General features: G+C 40.5%; 21 protein-coding genes and 1 tRNA gene. 2 read left to right on the forward strand and 20 right to left on the reverse strand.

What is annotated here, in order from left to right:
- Nucleotide 1 precedes the first annotated feature (1 nt).
- Nucleotides 2-1051, forward strand: coding sequence for an ABC transporter substrate-binding protein (locus tag DWX96_RS09630; protein WP_022243219.1), 1050 nt, complete (start codon nt 2-4; stop codon nt 1049-1051).
- A gap of 161 nt (nt 1052-1212) precedes the next feature.
- Complete coding sequence (locus DWX96_RS09635; protein WP_118057360.1) at nt 1213-2130, forward strand: DUF5688 family protein; 918 nt, start codon at nt 1213-1215, stop codon at nt 2128-2130.
- Here DWX96_RS09635 and glgA read toward each other — a convergent pair.
- From glgA to DWX96_RS09735, 20 genes are all read right to left on the reverse strand, one after another.
- The gene (glgA, locus tag DWX96_RS09640) at nt 2120-3559 is read right to left on the reverse strand and encodes a glycogen synthase GlgA (RefSeq protein WP_118057361.1); all 1440 of its coding nucleotides are present in this window, start codon (nt 3557-3559) and stop codon (nt 2120-2122) included. The genes DWX96_RS09635 and glgA overlap by 11 nt on opposite strands.
- A gap of 444 nt (nt 3560-4003) precedes the next feature.
- Entirely contained in the window at nt 4004-4801 is a 798-nt protein-coding gene (spo0A, locus tag DWX96_RS09645) for a sporulation transcription factor Spo0A (protein WP_118057362.1), read from the reverse strand.
- Between the two features lie 221 nt (nt 4802-5022).
- Nucleotides 5023-6312: a SpoIVB peptidase gene (spoIVB, locus tag DWX96_RS09650; RefSeq protein WP_158561844.1), complete on the reverse strand. Its 1290-nt coding sequence runs from the start codon at nt 6310-6312 to the stop codon at nt 5023-5025.
- A gap of 135 nt (nt 6313-6447) precedes the next feature.
- Nucleotides 6448-8124: a DNA repair protein RecN gene (gene recN, locus DWX96_RS09655; protein WP_117841126.1), complete on the reverse strand. Its 1677-nt coding sequence runs from the start codon at nt 8122-8124 to the stop codon at nt 6448-6450.
- A gap of 33 nt (nt 8125-8157) precedes the next feature.
- The gene (gene argR, locus DWX96_RS09660; protein WP_117841127.1) at nt 8158-8610 is read right to left on the reverse strand and encodes an arginine repressor; all 453 of its coding nucleotides are present in this window, start codon (nt 8608-8610) and stop codon (nt 8158-8160) included.
- A 14-nt stretch (nt 8611-8624) separates the two neighbouring features.
- Nucleotides 8625-9479: an NAD(+)/NADH kinase gene (locus DWX96_RS09665; protein ID WP_118057364.1), complete on the reverse strand. Its 855-nt coding sequence runs from the start codon at nt 9477-9479 to the stop codon at nt 8625-8627.
- 4 nt (nt 9480-9483) lie between these two features.
- Complete coding sequence (locus tag DWX96_RS09670; protein WP_118057365.1) at nt 9484-10284, reverse strand: TlyA family RNA methyltransferase; 801 nt, start codon at nt 10282-10284, stop codon at nt 9484-9486.
- Between the two features lie 5 nt (nt 10285-10289).
- Nucleotides 10290-12155: a 1-deoxy-D-xylulose-5-phosphate synthase gene (gene dxs, locus DWX96_RS09675; RefSeq protein WP_118057366.1), complete on the reverse strand. Its 1866-nt coding sequence runs from the start codon at nt 12153-12155 to the stop codon at nt 10290-10292.
- A gap of 30 nt (nt 12156-12185) precedes the next feature.
- Nucleotides 12186-13073 carry a polyprenyl synthetase family protein gene (locus tag DWX96_RS09680; protein ID WP_117698580.1) on the reverse strand — a complete coding sequence of 296 codons (888 nt, stop codon included), beginning with the start codon at nt 13071-13073 and terminating at the stop codon, nt 12186-12188.
- Nucleotides 13073-13324, reverse strand: a complete 252-nt coding sequence (xseB, locus tag DWX96_RS09685; protein WP_117698581.1) for an exodeoxyribonuclease VII small subunit — start codon at nt 13322-13324, stop codon at nt 13073-13075. The genes DWX96_RS09680 and xseB overlap by 1 nt, the downstream gene beginning before the upstream one ends.
- Nucleotides 13321-14538 carry an exodeoxyribonuclease VII large subunit gene (gene xseA, locus DWX96_RS09690; RefSeq protein WP_118057367.1) on the reverse strand — a complete coding sequence of 406 codons (1218 nt, stop codon included), beginning with the start codon at nt 14536-14538 and terminating at the stop codon, nt 13321-13323. Before xseA ends, xseB begins: the two co-directional genes overlap by 4 nt.
- Nucleotides 14535-14930 (reverse strand): transcription antitermination factor NusB, encoded by a 396-nt coding sequence (gene nusB, locus DWX96_RS09695; protein WP_197420811.1) that lies wholly within the window; start codon nt 14928-14930, stop codon nt 14535-14537. Before nusB ends, xseA begins: the two co-directional genes overlap by 4 nt.
- 97 nt (nt 14931-15027) lie before the next feature.
- A complete protein-coding gene (locus DWX96_RS09700) occupies nt 15028-15405 on the reverse strand; it encodes an Asp23/Gls24 family envelope stress response protein (protein WP_022243233.1) in 378 nt (125 codons plus the stop codon).
- A 22-nt stretch (nt 15406-15427) separates the two neighbouring features.
- Nucleotides 15428-17392 (reverse strand): EAL domain-containing protein, encoded by a 1965-nt coding sequence (locus DWX96_RS09705; RefSeq protein WP_118057368.1) that lies wholly within the window; start codon nt 17390-17392, stop codon nt 15428-15430.
- A gap of 2 nt (nt 17393-17394) precedes the next feature.
- Nucleotides 17395-17874, reverse strand: coding sequence for a hypothetical protein (locus tag DWX96_RS09710; protein ID WP_117698585.1), 480 nt, complete (start codon nt 17872-17874; stop codon nt 17395-17397).
- 46 nt (nt 17875-17920) lie between these two features.
- Nucleotides 17921-18853 carry a homoserine O-acetyltransferase MetA gene (metA, locus tag DWX96_RS09715; protein ID WP_022243236.1) on the reverse strand — a complete coding sequence of 311 codons (933 nt, stop codon included), beginning with the start codon at nt 18851-18853 and terminating at the stop codon, nt 17921-17923.
- Nucleotides 18854-18931: 78 nt separating this feature from the next.
- Entirely contained in the window at nt 18932-20905 is a 1974-nt protein-coding gene (gene ligA, locus DWX96_RS09720; protein WP_118057369.1) for an NAD-dependent DNA ligase LigA, read from the reverse strand.
- A gap of 22 nt (nt 20906-20927) precedes the next feature.
- The gene (locus DWX96_RS09725) at nt 20928-21668 is read right to left on the reverse strand and encodes a pseudouridine synthase (RefSeq protein WP_118057370.1); all 741 of its coding nucleotides are present in this window, start codon (nt 21666-21668) and stop codon (nt 20928-20930) included.
- A 148-nt stretch (nt 21669-21816) separates the two neighbouring features.
- Nucleotides 21817-23085, reverse strand: a complete 1269-nt coding sequence (locus DWX96_RS09730) for an SH3 domain-containing protein (RefSeq protein ID WP_118057371.1) — start codon at nt 23083-23085, stop codon at nt 21817-21819.
- A gap of 140 nt (nt 23086-23225) precedes the next feature.
- Nucleotides 23226-23297: transfer RNA gene (locus DWX96_RS09735), tRNA-Arg, on the reverse strand.
- Between the last annotated feature and the right edge of the window lie 39 nt (nt 23298-23336).

Here is a 23336-nt window from a genome sequence, read left to right on the forward strand (position 1 = left end):
AATGAAGAAATTCTTATTTTCATTTATGCTTATTGCTGGTCTCCTTACTCTTTCCGGCTGTGGACAGAAAGAGGATGAAAATGCACTTGTTATTTTAAATTATGGAAAATATATAGAGCCGGATGTTATCCAGCAATTTGAAAAAGAAACCGGTATTACCATCAAATACGAAGAATATGAAAGTCCGGAGGAAATGTATACCAAATACAAAGCGGGTTCCATCAAATACGATTTAATCTGTACCTCCGACTATATGATCCAGAAGCTTATCAATGAAGGTGAAGTCTTAGAAATGGATTATGATAATATTCCACTTTACGAAAACATTGACCCGACCTATGTGGAATTTTCCAAGGCATTCGATCCGGAAACGAAATACACACTACCTTATTTCTTCGGCACACTGGGTATTCTCTACAATAAAACCATGGTAGATGAAGCTGATATGGACAGCTGGAATGTTCTCTGGAATCCGAAATATAAGGGACAGATTATCATGGAAAATTCCGTCCGCGATACCTTCGTTCCTGCACTCCGGCTTTTGGACTATTCCATCAATACTACGGATGAAGATGAATTAAACGAAGCACTTTCCATGCTTTGTGACCAGAAAGATTTAGTCTACTCCTATCTGGTAGATTCTTCTGCCGATGAAATGATTGCCGGAAATGCTGCCATGGCTCTTATTTATTCCGGAGAGGCTGCCTATGCACAGGATTATAATGATGATCTTGATTATGTGGTTCCGAAAGAAGGTTCCAATATGTGGATGGACTCCTGGTTCATTCCCAAAACCTGCCAGCATAAGGATGCTGCAGAACAGTTTTTAAATTATCTCTGTCGTGAAGATATCGGTATGGAAAACTTTGACTATGTCTGGTATGCTACACCAAACACCGCTGTTTATGACGAACTGGATGAAGAGGTTCAGGAAAGTACTACTATTTTTTCTGATCAGGAAACTTTAGAAAACTGTGAAATTTTTAACAGTCTTGATGTCCCGGCTACAGAAACTTATGACTATCTCTGGAAGAAATTAAAATCTTACTAAAATATTCTGGTCTCTAAAAGATTAGAAATTTTTTAGAAAAATTTCATATTACGTTTCTTGTTATTCAAGACACAAGATGATATATTGAAAGTCCATTGGAATAATCCATGGACTTTCTTTTCTATTTATTCATTTTTACCATTTCTAACCAGGAGGTCTTTATGACATATCAACAATTTCTTACTGAAATCCAGTTACAAATTCATTCTCTGTTTGATACAGATGTTACGATTCAGCTGCATAAAATCCAAAAAAATAATGGCGTTACTTTGGATGGACTCACTATTCTGCAAAAGGGCTGCAACATTTCTCCCACTATTTATCTCAATGATTATTACAAAGAATATCAGGCTGGGAAAAGTATACATAACATTATTTTACATATCCGGGAAATTTACCGGGCTTACCGTCCCAGCAGTTCTGTCGATGTAGCATTCTTTACTAATTTTGAAAATGTACGGCACCGCATCCTCTTTAAACTGATTCACTATCAGAAAAATGAGGAACTCCTCAAAGAAATTCCTCATTTTCGTTATCTTGATTTTGCAGTTGTTTTTTATTGTCTTTTATCTAGCTCAAGTCAGGGAAACGCCACTATTCTGATTCGTTCCACTCATCTTTCCTACTGGAACGTCTCCGCAGATGATTTATATTCTTATGCCTTAGAGAATACGCCGGCACAGCTTCCTGCTGATTTTGAACCATTAATGCCATTACTCAATAAGCTTATGCCAATGCCCTTTCCTGCCGATAGCATGGAAGAAGAATCCGAAACACCGCTTTATGTATTAACCAATAAAGCCAGACTCTATGGTGCTTCCTGCATTCTCTATCCAAATCTTTTAGATTCCATTGCAGATAAGCTCACATGTGATTTTTATCTGATTCCAAGCAGCATTCATGAATTTCTGATTCTTCCTGTTCTGCCCGGAACCTGTATACAGGATTTAAATGCTATGATTCATGAAGTAAATTCCACTCAGGTTGAGGAAGAAGAAATCTTATCCGATCACGCTTATTTCTATTCCCGCTCTGAAAAGCTTCTTACTTCTATGCCAGAAGAAAGGACTACAATCTAGCATATAATTTTTCATATTCCTTTGCAGAACTGGACCAGGAGAAATTCTGCTCCATGCCACGTCTTGCGATATCCAGCCACCCGGTCCGGTTCTCATGGAATACCTGATATGCATAAAGAAGACTGTCTCGCATTTCATGAGCATTATAATTGGAAAAAGTAAAACCTGTTCCGGTATGCTGATACTCATTATATGGCTCTACGGTATCCTTTAAGCCACCGGTCTCGCGAACCACCGGTACTGTTCCATAACGAAGACTCATCAACTGGCTCAGACCGCAGGGTTCAAATAAAGATGGCATCAAAAAAGCATCTGATGCTGCATAAATTCTATGCGCTGCTTCTTCGGAATACATAATATTTGCCTTCAGTCTGTCCGGATACCTGCTCTCATAATATCGGAACATATTCTCATAACGTTCCTCTCCGGTTCCTAAGGCAACAATCTCAAATTTACCGGAAGAAAGCAGTTCATCCATCATATAATCTACCAGTGAAAATCCCTTCTGCTCTGTCATTCTTGAAACAATTCCAACTAACATCACATCATCCGAATACGGAAGATTCATATCCTTTAAAAGTGCCTGCTTATTTTTCCGCTTGCCCTCTTCTAAATCATTGGCATCATATAAATAAGCAATCTTTGGATCCGCTTTCGGATTATATTCATTATAATCGATTCCATTAATAATACCGCTTAATTTATAGCTGTTACTGCGAATGAGACCATCCAAGCCTTCGCCACCATCCGGAGTTGTTATTTCATAAGCATATGTAGGACTTACCGTTGTTACAGCATCTGCATATACAATACCACCCTTCAGATAATTTCCCTCTCCATACGACTCTAATTTGTCCGGTGTAAAAAGAGCATCCGGCAATCCGGTAATATCTTTTACTGCCTTTAGATTCCAGCGCCCCTGAAACTGTAGATTGTGTATCGTAAATACCGTTTTCATATTCTGGTAAAATACATTTTTCTTATAGATATTCTCCAGATATACCGGAACCAGTCCCGTCTGCCAATCATGGCAATGAATAATATCCGGCTGGTAATTCATATGCGGCAATGCTTCTAATACTGCCTTTGAGAAAAATGCAAATTTTTCTACATCTTCGTAAATATTATTATATGGTCTGTCTCCCGCAAAATAGAATTCATTATCAATAAAATAATACTGGATTCCATCTTCCTTTGCCTCCAGTATTCCTACATATTGTTTTCGCCAGCCCAAATCTACATAAAAATGCAATATATGATGCATTTTCTTACGCATATCCTCACGGATACACATATACTTCGGCAGCATGACGCTGACTTCATATTCATTTTTTGAAAAATATTTTGGCAGTGAACCTGCTACGTCTGCAAGGCCGCCTGTTTTGATAAATGGAACTGCCTCTGATGTAACAAATAATACCCGCTTCATTTCTGTTACCCCCAAATCTGATACCCTTTTTACAAATACGCAGTGCATCTTCGAAAGCCTACGGCTTTCTCGATGTACGGGCATTCGCCCTATCTACGCTCACACTCGCAAATCCGCTGCGCTTTCTTTCGCAGTGCATCTTCGAAAGCCTACAGCTTTCTCGATGTACGGGCATTCGCCCTATTTACGCTCACACTCGCAAATACGCTGTGCTTTCTTTCGCAGTGCATCTCGAAAACCATTGGTTTTCTCGATGTACGGGCATTCGCCCTATCAGCCGACAGAAATACGCGATACTTTGTGCAAGCACAGTATCGCGCATTTCTGTCAGCTGCACTGCTCATTGCTTACGCTCATTATACCACGTTATGGGGGAGCAGAAAATACCTAAACTGTCTGATTCAGATACTATATTTTGCTGCCGTTTTTGTAGAAACCACCCTTTTAATACGCTTTATATTCCAGGCGGATTCTGTCTGCAATCAGTGCTATAAATTCTGAATTCGTCGGTTTACCTTTTCCATTGTTTATCGTATACCCAAACAGCTCATCAATCGTGTCCATTTTGCCACGGCTCCATGCCACCTCTATTGCGTGGCGGATAGCACGTTCTACGCGGCTGGCTGTTGTCTGATATTTTTTTGCGATTGTCGGATAAAGTATTTTTGTAATGGAATTAAGCATTTCAATATCATTTACCGACATAATAATTGCTTCACGCAAATACTGATATCCTTTGATATGTGCCGGAACTCCTATTTCATGTATAATATTTGTCACTTTACTTTCCAGATCCTCCGGCTTTGCCGAAGGCTTTTTCTCATATGCTCCGACTTTTTTTGATTCCACAGCATTCATTCCCCGGAGCACTCTTGTACTTTTTATCCGATTGATAATCATATCATTATCGAAGGGCTTCATAATGTAATAATCCGCCCCCAGATTAAATGCATCTTCTGTAATCCGGTCCTGTCCTACCGCACTGATAATAATAAAACTAGGACATTTTCTTATGGATTTATCTTTTTTTACTTTTTCTAACAGTGCAAGTCCGTCAAGTTTTGGCATAACTATATCCAATAAAACAACATCCGGCTGTTTATGTTTGATAATCTCATATGCTTCGACCCCGTTCTTTGCCGTACCAACCACCTGCAAATCCTTATCGCTGGCTACGATTTCATCTAAAAGCTGTACCATTCTCTCGTTATCATCTGCAATTGCTACATTTAATTTTTCCATGTCAAACCTCCTGCCGTTTCCACTCTTTTGTGCAAAGATGAAACTACTTGTATTTAAACACAACTTTTCTGTCGTTTCAAGCTAAAGCGTTCATCTTATTTCGACATCAATGTCGTCTGGGAGACAACGGCTGCCTTCTTCCCCTTATACATTTTGTATCATAATTATATCCTGACATAAATTATGTCGAAACATGTCGTTAAATTATAAACTGTTTTTTCTTATGGATTCGACGTTTTCCCCATCTCTAACATATCCTCAATAAAAATACCATACCCCTTCTTTGCATCATCGACGAACACATGGGTAACTGCACCTATCAGCCTTCCGTTCTGGACCATCGGGCTGCCGCTCATTCCCTGTACAATACCTCCGGTGCTCTCTAACAGTGCCGCATCCTCTACTTCAAATAAAATACTTTTGTTCTCCTTATTCTTCCGATAATTAACTTCCGTAATTCTTATCTTATAATGCGCTATCGTTCCGTCGATATCACTGATAATTTCTGCTTCTCCAGGTTCAATATCCTGCTTATAACCAACCGGATAAGCTACGGCATGTTCCAGCAAATTATTTTTTTCATGTAATGTTCCATAGATTCCTCGTTCGCAGTTCTCCTCAATATCTCCCATACAATATTTTTCTTCATAATTAATGACTCCTGATAATTCACCCGGTTTACCGGATTCTCCTTTTACGATTCCCACCAGTCTGCTGTTATAAAGTTTTCCTGTCCCCACTTCCAGCATACTTCCGGTATCCATGTCTGTTACCGCATGTCCCAGTGCCCCATAGCTTCCATCCTGACTGATATAGGTAAGTGTTCCGATTCCTGCCAGATCATCCCTTACCCATACCCCCAGCTTATACGTTTCTTCTTTTGACAATCTGGGCTGTATATATAATTCTAATGTTTCTCCATTTCGACGTATCCGAAGCACTAAAGATTTTCCTTCACATTTATCGACAGCATCCATTAACGCCTCCTTATTTTCAAGCTTTTTTCCATCTACTGCACAGATATAATCTCCACTCTTTAAAACATTCTGTGCCGGTGCATACAGTACTCCATCCATCCCTTCAAAATTTCCCGTTCCAATGACAAAGATGCCATCCGTCTGCACATAAATACCAATATTTTCCCCGCTGGCATAGACCTCCTGTTCCGCTACAATATCTGCCTGCACCTCTTTTATTGGTATAATTCCGAAGAGCTTTGCTCGTAAAACAACCGTATCTGAAGCCATATCTATTTCATTTCTTTCGGCACCGGCCTTGTCCATGCTGCTTTGCAGCTGCTGATTTTCCATTACAGATGTATCGATAAATCTCTTTCCGGAATCCCGGCATTCGAAGGTCACCGGCATGGAAATGTCCAGTTTACTTAAATCACCATCGATAAGTTTTACTTCATCCGGAACCATATTTAACATAAGCTGGTAAGCAAATACCAGCCAGACAATCACTATAATCTGCCATATATTTTTTATGCTTTTTCTTATTAATCTCATCCGCATTATATTTTCCTCACTACAGGCATAATAACTACAGGAAACTCTCTTTACAGCTTTCCCGCGTAAAATAAAAACAGGATATTCATTGAATATCCTGTTTTTATTATGTGTATTATTGTTTGATTCAATCGTTTATTTTTTAGCATTTTGTGCCAGGTTAAGCATTTCTCTTGCACTTTCCAATACGGTGTCTGTAATCCTCACTCCACCAAGCATTCTTGCTAATTCAGTTACCTGCTCATCCTCGGTGAGTCTTCGTATGGTAGAAATGGTTGTCTCATTTTCTACGGATTTTTCAATACTGAAATGGGCATCTGCCATTGCAGCAATCTGCGGCAGATGTGTGATGCAGATTACCTGATGATGTTCTGCAATCATATGCATTTTTTCAGATACCATCTGCGCCGTCCTTCCGCTGATTCCTGTATCAATTTCGTCAAAAATCAAGGTTTCTATTTCATCATTTTTAGCAAGCACTGTTTTTAATGCCAGCATAATTCTTGATAATTCTCCACCGGATGCTACGCTGCCAAGTGGTTTTAATGGCTCTCCCGGGTTGGTTGCAATGACAAATTCCACTTCATCAAAGCCATCTGCTCCAAAAGTCTCTTTCTGTTCAAATTTCATTTCAAAACGAACATCTAAGAAGTTCAAATCTACTAACTGCTCCCTGATTTTTTCTGCCAGTTCCTTCGCATATTTTTTGCGGATTGCAGATGCTTTTTCTGACTGCTTCTGCAATGTTTCTTTTAATGCATTTTCCTGTTGCAGCAGCTTCTTATGATACATATCAAAATTTTGTAATTTTTCTGCCTTTTCCTGCTTTTCCTCTAAGGATGCTAAAATTTCATCTATCGTATGACCGTATTTTGCCTTCAGATGATTGATTTCATCCAGACGCTGTTCTGTCCCGGCAAAAGTCTCATCATCAAATTCAGCCTCATCCATATAGTCTGCAATTTCCCGGTTCAAATCATTCAAAAGATTATCAATTTCCAAAAGTTCATCTGCCATCCCACGAATTGCATCATCATAATCTGCCACAGATGACAATTCTCTATGAGCTCTTCCGGTCAGCTCCGATGCACTGCCGTCTTCCATGCTGAGTAATCCATGGGCTGCATGAATTGCTTCCATAATTTTCTTTCCGTTCAGAAGCTTCCGGTATTTTGTTTCTAAAACTTCATCTTCGCCAGCTGTTAATGCAGCTTCTTCAATTTCATGGATTTCATATTCTAAAAGAGATAATTCCCGCATCCGACTCTCTTCATCCAGAGAAGCTTCTTCTAGCTCTTTTGTAACTTCACGGTACTTTTTATAAGTTTCTTTCAACTCACTTTTGATGTCCGACAGTTCATTTCTTGCATAATCATCAAGGATTTCTAAATGCTTCTGTTTCTTAAGCAGCGACTGGTGTTCATGCTGTCCATGAATATCAATCAGCAACGCAGAAACTGCTTTCATCTTTGATGCTGGAACACTTTCCCCATTGATTTTGGCGATGCTTCTTCCTCCGGAAATCTTTCTGCTTAAAATCAGCATATCATCCTCCGGATAAACATCAAGCCCGGAAAGTGCTTTCTTTAAAGCATCTGATTCTACATCAAAAATCAGCTCCACAAAGGCATTCTCCTCATTATCCCTTAACATCTCTTTGGATACCTTTTCTCCCAGAGCCAGATTAATGGAACCAATGATAATTGATTTTCCGGCTCCCGTCTCTCCGGTCAGGATATTTAAACCTTTTTCAAAATCGACTTCCGCCTCATCAATGAGTGCCAGGTTCTTAACATGCAGGTTTCTTAACATATTTTCTCCTTCTACTCTCTCTCGTCTTCCGTTCTAATCTTCCATAATCCGGCGAAGACGTCCCATTAACGCTGTGGTATCCTCTACGGTACGGACAGCGCACATAATTGTATCATCTCCAGCAATGCTTCCTACTATTTCATGGCAATCCATGGCATCCAATGCTGCCGCAACTGCCATTGCCATTCCGGATACCGTCTTAATCACAAGAATATTCTGTGCCATATCCATAGATACAAAACCATCCCGGAATACACGGACATACTTTTCTGTCATGTCCTCCCTATTTTCAGATAAAGCTACATATTTCTGACGGCCATTGCTCAATGCTACCTTAGTCAGTTTTAACTCTCTGATATCCCGCGAAACCGTTGCCTGTGTCACATGATATCCTTCCTGCTCCAACTTTGCTGATAATTCTTCCTGTGTGCCTATCTCATTCTTCTGAATTAATTCCAGAATCTTTGCATGTCGTCCTATCTTCATTACAGTCCCTCCTGTTATGTATAATTCTGCATCTTTTTCCGCAAAATTTCAAGGAAACTAATCTTACTCAAACGAATAATCCCTACGGATTCTTCTGCCTTATGCACTACAATCTTGTCACCAACCTTAAGTTCCACTCCGGAATCTCCATCGAAGCTCACTTCCACCTGCTCATCCCGCTGGCTTCTCCGCATGCCTACTTCAATGGTAATTTCATCTTCCGGTCCGATTACAATGCTCTTGGAATTCAACGTATGTGCATTGATTGGTGTCAACAGCAAAAGGTTGGCTTTCGGATCCACAATAGGGCCACCTGCCGACATACTATAACCGGTGGAACCGGTTGGTGTTGCCACAATAATTCCATCCGCCTTAAAATTATAGAGATACTCTCCATTTACATAAACATTCAGATTCACAATCTGAAGTGCTCCCGTACGATGGATGACCACATCATTTAACGCAACCCTCTGAATCTTCTCTCCGCCACTTTGTACGGTATATCCATCTAAAAGCATTCTCTGCTCTATGGTATAACGGTCAGCCATCAATTCATCAATTGCCGGGAATATCGTATTCTCTTCTACCTCACACAGATATCCAAGCTTTCCTAAATTAATTCCCAGCAACGGAATATTTTTCTTTACCAGATTGCGTGCCGCACGAATTAATGTTCCATCTCCACCAATAACAAGTACTGCCTCGGTTTCTGTTGGAATTTCTTTTTCCACTGCTTCCGCTTTTTCTTCCTCAAAGCTGGCAAAATAATCACAGGTTCCTCCCTTACGCCTGATGTAATCTATAATCTGATTGGTAAAAATAAGTTCACTGTCTTTTTGTGCGTTTACAATTATGAAAAAATGCTTCATATATCTAGGACAATGATGTATGTGCCGCCTCTACGATGGCATCCACATCAATGGTCTCCTCCTTCTTGCTCTCGCTGTTTTTCTCGATATATACCAGATATTCAATATTTCCCTCCGGGCCCTTAATCGGTGAATAGGAAAGATTATGAACAGAAAATCCATTTTCCAACGCAAAATCAATTACCTTATGGATGACTTCCTCATGTACCTTTGGGTCACGGACAACACCTTTTTTTCCTACTTTTTCCCTTCCGGCTTCAAACTGCGGCTTAATCAGGCAGACCATTCTTCCACCGTCCCGCAGCAGCTCCCTTGCCGGTACCAGCACCTTGGTAAGAGAAATAAAAGATACATCAACGGATGCAAAATCAAGGACATCTGCAATATCTTCCGGCGTTACATAACGGATATTGGTTTTCTCCATGCAGACAACCCTTGGGTCATTTCTTAATTTCCAGGCAAACTGTCCATATCCTACATCTACAGAATATACCTTCACTGCACCATTTTGCAACATACAGTCAGTAAATCCGCCGGTGGATGCGCCGATATCCATGCAGACCATTCCCTCTAAAGAAATATCAAATTCCTTCATTGCTTTCTCTAACTTCAGTCCACCACGGCTGACATATTTTAATGTATTTCCCCGGACTTCAATCTCTGCCTCTGTATCAAAATTTGTTCCTGCTTTATCCTCTCTCTGTCCATCCACAAAGACATTTCCTTCCATAATCATAGCCTTTGCTTTTTCCCTGGATTCTGCCAGCCCTTTTTGTACCAAGAGAACATCCAATCTTTCTTTCATCGTTCTTACTGTGCCTTTCTGTCTATAATCTTACCGATAATTCCATCTGCATCAATTCCTGTTTCTTTGCGGAGAAGTTCTACATTTCCATGCTCTACATACACATCCGGTATTGCAATATTTAAAACCTCCATGGAACCATCTCCATTTGTATTCATAAATTCCAATACATGCTCTCCAAAGCCTCCGGATTGTACATTTTCTTCCAGAGTAACCAGAAGCTTATGATTCTTCTGCAGTTTAAGAAGCAGCTCTTCATCAAAAGGCTTCACAAATCTTGCATTGACAAGAGAGCAGGAATAACCTTTTTCTTTTAATTGTTCCCTTACGGTAAGTGCTGTCTTTACCATGCTTCCTACTGCCAAAAGTAAAATTTCACTTTCTTCAAAAAGAACTTCTGCCTTACCATATTCTAACGGTGCCCGGTATTCCTTTAATTCATCAAAGGCTTCGCCTCTCGGATATCGTACTGCAATCGGTCCGGAAAAATCTACCGCATATTTTATCATATCCGATAATTCCCACTTATTCTTAGGTGCTAAAATTGTCATATTCGGCAGACAGGAAAGATACGATAAATCAAAGATTCCCTGATGAGTCTCTCCATCACTGCCCACAAGTCCTGCACGGTCAATGGCAAATACTACATGCAATTCCTGTATACAGACATCATGCAGAATCTGGTCATATGCTCTTTGCAGGAAAGAAGAATAAACCGCTACAATCGGCTTCAAACCGGCAGCTGCCAATCCTGCGGCAAAAGTCACTGCATGTTCTTCTGCAATTCCCACATCAAAGAAACGTTCCGGGAACATATTTCGGAATCTTTTTAGTCCGGTTCCATCTGCCATTGCCGCTGTAATGGCAACCACTTTTTCATCCCGGTCGCCCAATTTACGCATAACCGTAGAAAAAATATCGGTATAATTGGCTTTTACCCGTTTCACAAGAGGCAGTCCTGTCTCAACATCAAAGGCTTCCGTTCCATGAAAACGTGCCGGATGGCGTTCTGCCGGAAGGTATCCTTTTCCTTTTTCCGTAATCACATGTACCAGAACCGGTCCTTCCACCTTAGAGGCTTCTTTGAATAATTTCACCATGGCAGGAATATTATGACCATCTACCGGTCCTAAATAAAGGATTCCCATATTTTCAAAGAGCATGCCCGGAATCACAAGCTGCTTGATTCCATTTTTGGTCTTACGGATTTTCTCAACAATACGTTCTCCATATTTCGGAATGCTGTTCAGGGAATTCGTAATACCATTCTTTAATCCCTGATAAGATTCTGCGGTACGAAGTCCGCTTAAATATCTGGATACACCGCCGACATTTTCCGATATAGACATCTTATTGTCATTTAAAACAATAATCAGATTTGACTTTAATTTGGATGCATTATTCAATGCCTCATAAGCCATTCCGCCAGTCAATGCACCATCTCCGATAACAGAGATGACTTTGTACTTTTCTCCGGTAATCTCCCTTGCCATAGCATAGCCTAATCCTGCGGATATGGAAGTCGAACTGTGTCCCGTATCAAAGCAGTCGCAATCACTTTCATGACGTTTGGGGAATCCGCTCATGCCGCCGTATTTTCTCAGTTCATCAAAACCGGCTTTTCTTCCTGTCAGTAATTTATGGGTATAAGACTGATGTCCTACATCCCAGATAATTTTATCCTCTGGTAAATCAAAAGCAAGATGCAGTGCCATGGTAAGCTCTACCACGCCAAGATTGGAGGCAAGGTGCCCACCGGTTTTTGATATTTTGTCAATCAAAAAAGAGCGGATTTCCTCTGCCAGAATCGGAAGTTCGTTTTTATTTATCCTTTTTATATCATTTTCATGCTCAATCTTTTCCAGCACCATGTATCTTTACTCCTTTGGTTTCTGAAGTTCTTATTTTTCCCTATGAATCAGATATTCTACCAAATGAATCAGAAATTCATTTTTTACCACCAGTGATTCTAATAAATTCACTGCATGTTTTGAATATCGTTTCACATCTTCCTGTGCTTTTTTCAATCCCTCATATGTAACATAAGTTGCCTTTTCGTTTTTGGCATCACTGCCAACCGGTTTTCCAAGCACTTCCTGATTACCGGTAACATCTAAAATATCATCCTGTATCTGGAATGCCAGACCAATCTCTGATGCCGCCTCTTCGATAATCTTCTGCTCGCTTTTCGTGGCACCTGCAAGAATTGCACCGATTAACATAGACGCTTCAATCAAAGCACTGGTTTTTAATTTATAAATAAAATCTAACTGGTCTCTGGTGACAGACTGTGTTTTATCCGTTTCCACATCTACGGTCTGTCCCCCTACCATACCATAAATTCCGGCTTTCTGTGATAATACAAGCAATGCCTTTGCCACATTAGGCGTCTGTTCCGTCTGTAATGCTGTCAATGCTGTCTCATAGGCAAAATTCAAAAGACCATCCCCGGCAAGAATTGCCATAGCTTCTCCATAGACAATATGCGTTGTCTTTCGTCCGCGGCGGTATTCATCATTATCCATTGCCGGCAGATCATCATGAATTAAAGAATAAGTATGAATCATCTCAATGGCTGCCATGAATGGCTCAATTACCTCTGATTTTCCACCAAACATACGGTAAGTTTCCAACATCAGCATTGGTCTTAACCGCTTTCCTCCTGCAAGAAAACTATAATTCATGGCTTCAATTACCTGCTTCTGATAGCCTTCTTCCTCCGGAAGATATTTTTTTATGATGTTTTCAATCTGTTCTGTCCGCTTTGTAAGCTCTGCTGTCATATCCATTAAAATTCCTCCAGCATTCCCTGTTCATTCAACACTAACATTTTCTTTTCAATCGAATCTATCCGCTCACTGCAGTGTTTCAGCTTCTTCATGCCCTGCTCATAGCAGACAAAGGATTCATCCAGAGAAATGTCTTCCTCCATATGTGCAATCAGCTGTTCCACTTCTGCAAATAAATCCTCTAAATTCTCATTTTCTTTTTTTTCCGTTATATTATCTGTCTCATTTTCATTGATTGTATAATCTGTCATCTTCCGATTTCCTCCTGGCATATGATTTCTTCTACTCTTGCCTTAACGGTTCCGTCTTTTACACTGATCTGCAATTGTTCTCCTTTTGAAACCTGTGAAACACTTTTTAAACCATTCTGCCGGCTGTCAGAAACATATGCATATCCCTGTCCCAATCGTTTCAATGGCGAAATATCATCGAAATGCTGGGCTAACATCCGAAGTCTTGCCTTATTCTTATCTAACTGCTGTGTCATGCCATGCTCTAAGCGAAACTGTAATTCCCCAAGATACTGTTTCTGACTGTTCAGACGATATACCGGACTCTGTTGCATTAATCTTGCCTTCAGTGTCTCCATGCGTCCCTGTATCACAGCAATTTTACTCTTCATGCTGCGCATCAGATGTACCCGGTCAGTCTGTATCCGCTGTAACATCTGATTCCTGTCATATACCGCAAGTTCTGCCGCTGCAGACGGAGTTGGTGCCCGCAAGTCTGCCACATAATCCGCAATGGTGTAATCCACTTCATGTCCCACTGCAGAAATAACCGGTGTTTCACATTCAAAAATTGCCCTTGCAACAATTTCTTCGTTGAATGCCCATAAATCCTCTATGGAGCCACCACCACGCCCCACAATGATAATGTCCAAATGCATGGCATCCAATGCATGAATCCCATTTACAATGCTTTCTTTGGCACCCTCACCCTGTACCAGTGCCGGATATAGAATAAGCTGCACATAAGGATTTCTTCGTGCAGCAATATTACGGATATCCTGTATTGCAGCCCCGGTAGGTGCTGTAACAATTCCAATACGTCCGGCATACTGCGGAATCGGTTTTTTATACTCTTCCGCAAACATGCCCATTTCCTCAAGTTCCTGTTTCAATTGAAGAAATCTGGCATATAAATCCCCTGCACCGGCAAGTGTAATTTCTTTTGCATATATCTGATATCTGCCATCACGTTCAAATACTTCAATAGAACCTGTTACCTCGACTTTGTCGCCATCCTTCATACGAAAGGATAAACCACCCCGGTTACCGGCAAACATAATTGCACTGATGGCACTGTTATTTTCCTTTAAAGTAAAATAAATATGACCGGAGGAATGATATTTACAATTCGATACCTCACCCTTCACACATACCTGATGCAGGACAAAATCCTGGGCAAACATATTTCTGATGTATCGGTTAATCTGGGTTACCCCATATACTTTCTTTATCATGCGATTTTTGCCAATACTCCGTTGATAAATGCCGGTGAATCATCTGTTCCATATTTTTTTGCCAGTTCTACTGCTTCATTGATGGCTACTCCGGTTGGAATATCCTCTTCATATTTCATCTCATATACAGCAAGACGAATCAGGGTCAGATCAACTTTGCCCATACGGGTTGTTTTCCAGCCTTTGGATGATTCATTGATAATCTTATCGATTTCCTCTAAAACAGCAATAATCTTATTAAATTTGTCTTCAATATAACTCTCATCCGGCTTCTCAATCGGTTCATTCTCTTCGATAAACAGATTCATCTGCTCTTCGTATTCCTTCTCACTATGAAATTCCACACGGAATAACATTTTAAATATCTGTTCTCTGATTTCTCTCCTGCTCATGTTGTATCCTTTCATTATTGGTCTTCCATGTAACTATAAAAAAGAATGCTTTAACAGCATTCTTTATTATACTACATCTGCGGTTATCACAAAAGTTTTATTTCGTATTTTTCATGTCAACCGTTGCAATTCTGACATTAACAATTGCTACGGATAATCCTGTCATAGTCTCAATTGCAGATTTTACTTTCTCCTGTACCTTCTCAGATACTTCCGGAATAGAATAACCATAAGAAATATTTAAAGCTACTTCTACGCTGACCGTTTTCTCTGCCACTTCTACCTTAACACCCTTAGATAAATTCTTCATTCCAAGTTTGCTCACCAGTTCATTGGTAATATTGCCAGCCATGGATGCAACTCCTTCTACTTCTGTTGCTGCAAGTCCTGCAATAATAGCAACGACCTCATCTGCCACATGTACTTCCCCAAGGTTATCTTCTTTTATTTTAACAACTTTTCTATTATCTGCCATCGTTTTGCCTCCTACAAAAATATTATGTGGTTATTATATCAGATAATTCATTTTTTGAAAACCTTTCCGCATAATATTGTACATTTTCCCTGCGTAAAAGTTCTAAGAAATCTCTGTCCGGAATCGGCTTGGAATAAAAATATCCCTGTAGATAATCACAGTGCTGTTCTGTCAGATAATCTACATATTCCTGATTTTCTACTCCTTCTACCACAATCTCAAGCCCAAGTTCTTTAATCATGCGGATAGTATTACGCAATGCAATCATTGCCTTTTCATTTTTAAATGCTTCCCACAGAATGGTTTTATCAATTTTTACGATACGGAATGGAAACCGGAACAGATAATCCGTATTGGAATATCCTGAGCCATAATCATCCAAAGAAAACTCAATGCCCTGCTTATGCAGTATCTTGATATTGTTTTCCAACATATCACTATGGGCTGCCGCTGTCTCAGTAATCTCAAGATTGATCTGGGCTGGTGCTACATGATACTTCTTCATTATTTCCGTCAACCTCTCGGCAAGATTTTCCTGCATACACTGCACCACAGACAGATTTATTTCTATATACTGTAAGCCATAGTCTGTAAGCTGCTTTTCCCGGATAAAACGACAGACTGTCTCAAATACAAATTCTCCAATCTGCATAATCATTCCGCTCTTTTCTGCAATTGGAATAAATTCTTCCGGAGAAATGTAGCCCATACTCTGATCTTTCAGCCGGACCAGTGCTTCCGCAGATACGATTCTGTTTTCTGTCACCGAATAAATCGGCTGGTAAAAGACTTCGAAACCTTTATGGTCTACTGCATCATTCAAAAGTTTCCGGATACGAAGTTCCCTCTTTGGCCGGTCAATATCCATCTCAGCAGTCTTTAATACTACATTTCCATTTTCAGATGATATTGAACGCATATACTGGATATAGTCAATTAATCCATTCAGATTATTCGTATCACGCGGACACACAATACTGCTGATATGAATCCGGAATTTTGTCTCTACACTGCCGGAATGCCATGGCTGTTCAAACCGGTTCAGAATCTGCCGGATCAGTAAGGAAGAATCAATATCCTTCTTCTTCCGGTCTAACGCCAGCACATATACGCTCTGTGAAAACTGGTAAATACGTGAATTGTCGATAAGCTTACGAAAAAATGCCGCCATTTCCTTCAGGAATTCATTGACGGAATCATTTCCCAATGTCTGCCGCATCACCTTTAAATTATGCACTTTAATGACAAGCATCGGAAAACGCTCACTTCCTAACAGGCGTTCCTCTGACTCTTTTAAAAATGCCCTCCGGTTCATAATTTCAAGCTCCGGCACCGTATATTCCTGTGGTCTTTCCGAAGAAATCAGATATAAAAGTACACACATTGCCATTCCAAAAAACTGAAACCGGAAACCCGGAAATGCAATATGAAGCACCAGTGTAAATACACTTACAACTGCAAATACAGTCGTAGAGAATAATAATTCAAAGCTGAGCCTTTTCCGGAAACGAACCAGAAACACTTCCCCCATCAGATAAAAACAAATCATACAAAGGTAGAATAACATAATTCCATTCTGTCTCTGATAGCTGCCATCCATTCCCACTTTAAAAAGATATGGTATAAATAACTGTACTACCAGCAATGCAATTACAATCCAGGCCGGTACAAACAACCATCCCTTTTCCTTCCGGATAAAGCGTTCCACTCTTCCTGTCAGGCACAGAATATACAAAAGATATGCTGCCGCTGCCACAACCTGTCCTAAAATACAGATATAGAGCAGGACTGTAGTTCCTGTTTTTCCAAAAGTAATTCCCTCCCAGAACAGTAAAAAGTCGCTGGTAGATACAACAAGCAGAGCATACAACATTACGCGGTATACCCTGCTTTGAAAATTGTCACTGTATTTTCTTAAATGATAAGCAACTAATGCAGTCAGAAGAACAAATGCAGCCGCAATATCGTAGTATACTAAATGCTCCATTCTTATCCCTCACACTCTGCATAAATATTATCTGAAAGATATTTTACATCACTGAACGGTTCCTGCTCTGTTGTTTCTTCTGCCATTCCTGCCGCCTTTATCTTCGTCAGTTTGTCGATATAAAAATCCACAGCCTTCTTTGACTCTTCGAAAGTATATAACGCTGCCGGGGAATTCCATTCCCTGATATAAACCTTGTTGTAGTCAATATAAGCAATCATGGCAAAATCGCCGTCTTCGGGGTTTAGAAATGTCTTCTGCATGGATGCATGCATATCACAGCCACGGATGATTTTATCCTCTTTGTTTTTCTTCTGCCCGGTTACAGCTTTTGCAGACTTCTCTCCGGATTCCGTTTTATTTCCGGATGCCTTCTTTTTCTTCTGGTCTTCTTCCACCATCCGGTCTATGGCATCTGCTGCACGATTCATTGCTTCGAAAATATCAAGTTGTCCCTCTACACCTTTTTTCTCCGTTTTCATTGTGCCCCCTGTATTTTCTTAAGCCTTTTTCCAAAAAGAAATCTGCTTATTTTCCCACAATTTTTCTGGTATTGATATAATCATATGGTGTCTGCTGATACACATAATAATTCAGCCAGTTTGCATATAACATATTACCGTGTGAACGCCACTGCAGTAATGGTTTTGCATTGATATCATTGTCCGGATAATAATTCTCCGGCATGGCAATATCCATCCCTTTCTGCAGATCACGCTTATATTCCTCATCCAATGTATAACGGTCATATTCCGGATGTCCCATCACAAAAATTTTGCGTCCCTCATTGGCAATTGCCAGAAATACACCTGCTTTTTCTGATTCTGCAAGAATGGTAATATCCTTTACCTTCTCAATATCCTCTTTACGGATTCCGGAATGTCTCGAATGCGGTGCCATAAAGCGGTCATCAAATCCCCTTACCAGTGGTACTTTGCGGTTCTTTACCTGATGTTCGAAAATTCCAAACATTTTCTCATCCAGCATATATTTTGGGATACCATAGTGATAATAGAGAGCAGCCTGTGCACCCCAGCATAAATGCAGGGTTGATGTTACGTGGGTCTTAGACCACTCCATAATATCACAGACTTCCTTCCAGTAATCCACCTCTTCGTATTCCATGGTTTCTACCGGTGCACCGGTTATAATCAGTCCGTCCAGATTCTCATCCCAGATTTCATCCATTGTCTGATAAAAATGATTCAGATGACTCATGGATGTATTCTTTGATTCATGGGATGATACCGTTAAAAAGGTAACATCAACCTGTAATGGTGTATTTGCAAGTGAACGCAGCAACTGCAGTTCCGTTTCTTCTTTTAATGGCATCAGATTCAGTATTCCAATCCGGATTGGGCGGATATCCTGATGTTCTGCTCTTCCCTCATCCATAACAAACACATTTTCCCTTTCCAGAATCTCTCTGGACGGTAAATCGCTCATTATCTTAATCGGCATATTATCTAACCTCTTTTCATCATATACACATATCTCATTTCATAATACCTTAATTTTACGAATACTTCAATATGCAATTCACTTTCCGAAACGTTCCACAAACATATCTTCAGAAATAATCGGAATGCCAAGACTCTTTGCTTTCTGATTCTTTGATGATGTGGATTCAATATCATTATTCACAAGATAATCTGTTTTCTTAGAAACACTGCCGGTAACAGAGCCGTTCTGGCTCTCCACATACTCTTTAAATTCGGTACGGTTTTTAAACTGATGGACATCACCGGTAATGACAAAGGTAAGTCCTTCACAGGTTCCTCCCTCTGTCACCTTCGGCTCTACTTCCGCAATGTTTAATATTTCTTCTAATGCAGCTACCGTATGACGGTTTTGATTCTGTCTGTACCAGTCCAGCATGGAAGTCGAACGCTCCGGTCCGATTCCGTCAATATCCTCAAATCCTTCCCCTGCATGCAGTTTCTGAAAGAAACCTCCTGTGCCAAGGGCAGCAATCATTTTCTTTCCTGCATCGGTGCCAATCTGCGGAATGCATAGTGCATAAATAAAATGTACCGGATCAACGTTTTTGCTCTTTTCAATTGCCTGCAGCATATTGTTACAGGATTTCTCGCCAAATCCGTCTAAAGAGCGGATTTCATCCGCATGATTTTTAAGAGTATAAATATCTTCAAAATAATGGATATATCCTAAGTTCATAAACTTTAGCATGGTCTGTATGGACAATCCGTCAATGTCCATGCCAGGCTTGCTGACAAAGCGGCTGAATTTTTTTACATGCTTTGCGGTACAGTCCGGATTCGTACAATGTAAAGTCTTTGTTCCGCTGTGTTCACTGATTCTGATTTCCGTTCTGGCATGGCATACCGGACAGAATTCCGGAATCGTAAAAGTTCCTTCCTTTTTCTTGACGCCGATACATTTTGGAATAATCTTATTTGCTTTAATAATATCAAGTGTGGTCTTCCCATCTTCTCCGATTCCAAGACGTTCCATTTCACTGATATTACAAAGGGAGGCTCGGCTTACGGTGGTTCCCTCCAGTGCAACCGGCTCAAATACTGCTACCGGAGAAATGGTAGATGCCGCACAGGACCACTCTACATATTTTAATGTGGTCTCCGCAGAGACATCCTGCCATTTAAACGCATAACCGGCTCTTGACGCATGATGTCCGGTAACATTACCGGTCTGGGCATAATCATTATCTTCATAACAGATAACCAGTCCATCTACCGGAATATCCATTTCACCATCTTCTACCTTCTTTGTCCAGCGTTCTACAACTTCCTCCAACCCTTTCGCATCGGTCAATTCATGTGCTACTGTCGTAAATCCAAGCTTCTCAAGATAATCCATCCGTTCTCCCCAGGATGACATTGTTTCATCCAGATGCACCAGTGTAAATGCATAAAAATGAATATGGCGCTCCTTTACTTTATCAAGATTGCTCTTATCCAGACCTAAAGTTCCGGATGCAAGATTTCTCGGGTTGGCATATTTTTCATCATCATCTTCAATGGTATCATTGATTAATTCAAAATCTGTATAGGTAATAGCCGCTTCGCCACGGACTACCAGATGTCCCTTATATTTTACAGTCTTTGGAATCCCTTCAATGGCATCCTTCATAAATGTGATATTGCTGCCGACGGTTCCATTTCCTCTTGTTAAAATCTTAATAAGTTTTCCGTTATCATAAGTTACTACCAATGTTAATCCATCCAGTTTCCAGGATAACCAGACTGGTCTTTCTCCCGCCCACACCTGTAAATCAGAAATCCGTTTCGTCTTGGCAAGGGAAAGTGCCGGATATTCATGCGCTTCCCGTTCACCATTGCTTTCCTCAAATCCGGCATTCTGTGTCGGACTTTCCGGCAGAATATATCCTGTTTTTTCTTCTAACCGGGTCAGTTCGTCAAACATGCCATCCCATTCATAGTTTGACATAATTTCATCCTGTCCATTGTAATATGCTTCGGACGCCTCATTTAACGTTTTTACCAGTTCCTCGATTCTCTTCTTCTCATCCATGGATATGCTCCTTACCCTCAATCTATTTTGGCATTACTGTTGTATTGCTGGAATTTAAAATGCGCCGGTTCAGCTCAGTCCACTCTTCCGCCGTTACTCTGCGGTACTTTCCTTTTTTGAGACTGCCCAGTTCTATATTCATAATGCGTACTCTCTTTAATTTTACTACTTTATATCCGCAATACTCACACATCCGGCGGATCTGCCGGTTATACCCCTGGGTTAATATGATTCGGAATTTACGCACATCCAGTTTTTCTACTGCGCATGGTCTTGTAACCACACCAAGCTCTTCCAGCGGAACTCCCCCGGACATTTTCTTTAAAAATGCCTCCGTTATGTCATGATTTACGGTAACTTCATATTCCTTTTCATGCATATTCCCGGCACGCATCATCTTATTTACAATATCCCCATTATTTGTCAATAATATAAGTCCCTGGGAATCTTTATCCAGTCTTCCTACCGGATAAATACGTTTCGGATAATGAATATAATCAACAATATTGTCTTTTTCGTCTTTTGCAGCAGTGCAGACAATGCCCACCGGCTTATTAAATGCAAGAAGAATCATTTCCTCTTCTTTTTTTATTTCTTTTCCATCTACGCGCACTCGCTGTCCCGGCATCACCTTACAGCCAACAGAAAGAACTTTTCCATCTACCGTAATGCGTCCCTGCTCAATCAGACGGTCCGCTTCTCTCCTGGAACAATATCCTGCTTCACTTAAAAATTTATTGATTCTGACTCCGTTTTCTTCCATCGATATTTTCACCCTGTGTAAATTTTCTCGCTGCCCGCGGAACAAAGAATGTGTCTTGGTGCATCCTCGCGGAGCGTTTTTTACTTTACAGGAAGGCAATTTCCTGCAAAGTAAAAATAACGGAGGTCCTAAGACCTCCATCTATTTATTATTTTAAGAACTCTGTCTTAACATATCCTTCTTTATCTTTCCAGGTAACTTTTGTCCACCCTTCTGCATAGCTCATCTGAACAGTAACAGAATCTCCTGCATAAGCAACTCCAACCTTGGATGCGGTCTCACTCATAGAGGAACGGATATTAACCGTATTGGTTAATGTAATCTTAGTGCCCGCTGCGATTCCGCTGGTGTCTGCCGACGGCTCCTGTGCCGGTGCTTCTGTTGAAACATAGTCACTCTTTACATATGCCGGTGTACCATTGTAATCAATGCTGCTCCATCCATCTTCTGTCGTACCAGTTCTTGTCAGTGCAGTTCCCTTTTCAACTGTTCCAAGCAATGCTCCGGACTCATTTGGTTCCTGTCTGACATTTACTTTATCCAGTGTATATACCGTCTCCGTTGTCACTTCCGGCTCAGCTGGTGTCTCTGGTTCCACCGGTGCCTCTGGTTCCACCGGTGCCTCTGGTTCCGCCGGTGTCTCCTCTGTTGCCGGTTCTTCCGTTGCCGGCTGCTGCTGTGCCTGTGCGATTGCTGTTGCCCATGCATTATATGCATCAGCAATTGTAACCGTTACCATATTAGAAAGATTTTCATCTGAAGCAATTGCTTTTTCATAATTTGCCTGTACTTCTGCCTGTAATGCAATGACATCTTCCTGTGTTTCAAAACTACTGATTAAGTTTTCCACATTATTATCGGTCGGCTGTTCTTTATAATGACGGTTAAAGCTGCTGTATAAGTTATCAATATAAAGTGCTCCCTGCTCATTCTTCTTTACATAGAAGAACTCCATACCAGGTGCTGTAGTATCTACTCCTGCGAATTTCAAATCCAGCGTTACACAGACAAGATAAGAATCTGCTTCTAATCCTGACTTGGTATAACATTTGATATTCTGATAACTCTCTGCATACTGTGACATCATGGTAATCAGGCTCTGTTCATTCTCGGAAACAGGTGTTGCATAGGTCTGTAATGTTGCCAGATCACCTGCCGCATATGCATTGTAATAATTCTGCATCAGGGTATTGATTTCCGGAACGGCATCTACCTGAAAGCTCTCTGATTCGGTACTCTGTTCCGTAGAAAGTCCATTATCTTTATCTTTATTTCCACTGCTGAATTTTATCATTACTACTGCCAATACAACAAATAATATTACTGCAGTAAAATATTTCCAGTTCTTCTGAAAGAAACTACTTATATCATTCTTTGATATCTTACTCATTTTTTCTTTGATTTCTGACGCTTTCATATCTGTCCTCCTAACCTTACCCGTGACCCCCCAAAAAAAGCATGCTTTGTGAGCTGCCCGTGTAAATAATGAAAAACGTTTCTTATAAGTTTTGCGGGACATAAATCCCGCAAAAAAATGTGTTAATATAAATTATAAAATGCACCCGGCGGGAATCGAACCCGCATTATCAGAGTCGGAGTCTGACGTTCTATCCATTAGACTACGGTTGCAGCTTATTTATACTAACACATCTATATAAAAAAATCAAA

The sequence above is a fragment of the Roseburia sp. AF22-2LB genome, from assembly GCF_003461125.1.
GTDB lineage: Bacteria > Bacillota > Clostridia > Lachnospirales > Lachnospiraceae > Roseburia_C > Roseburia_C amylophila.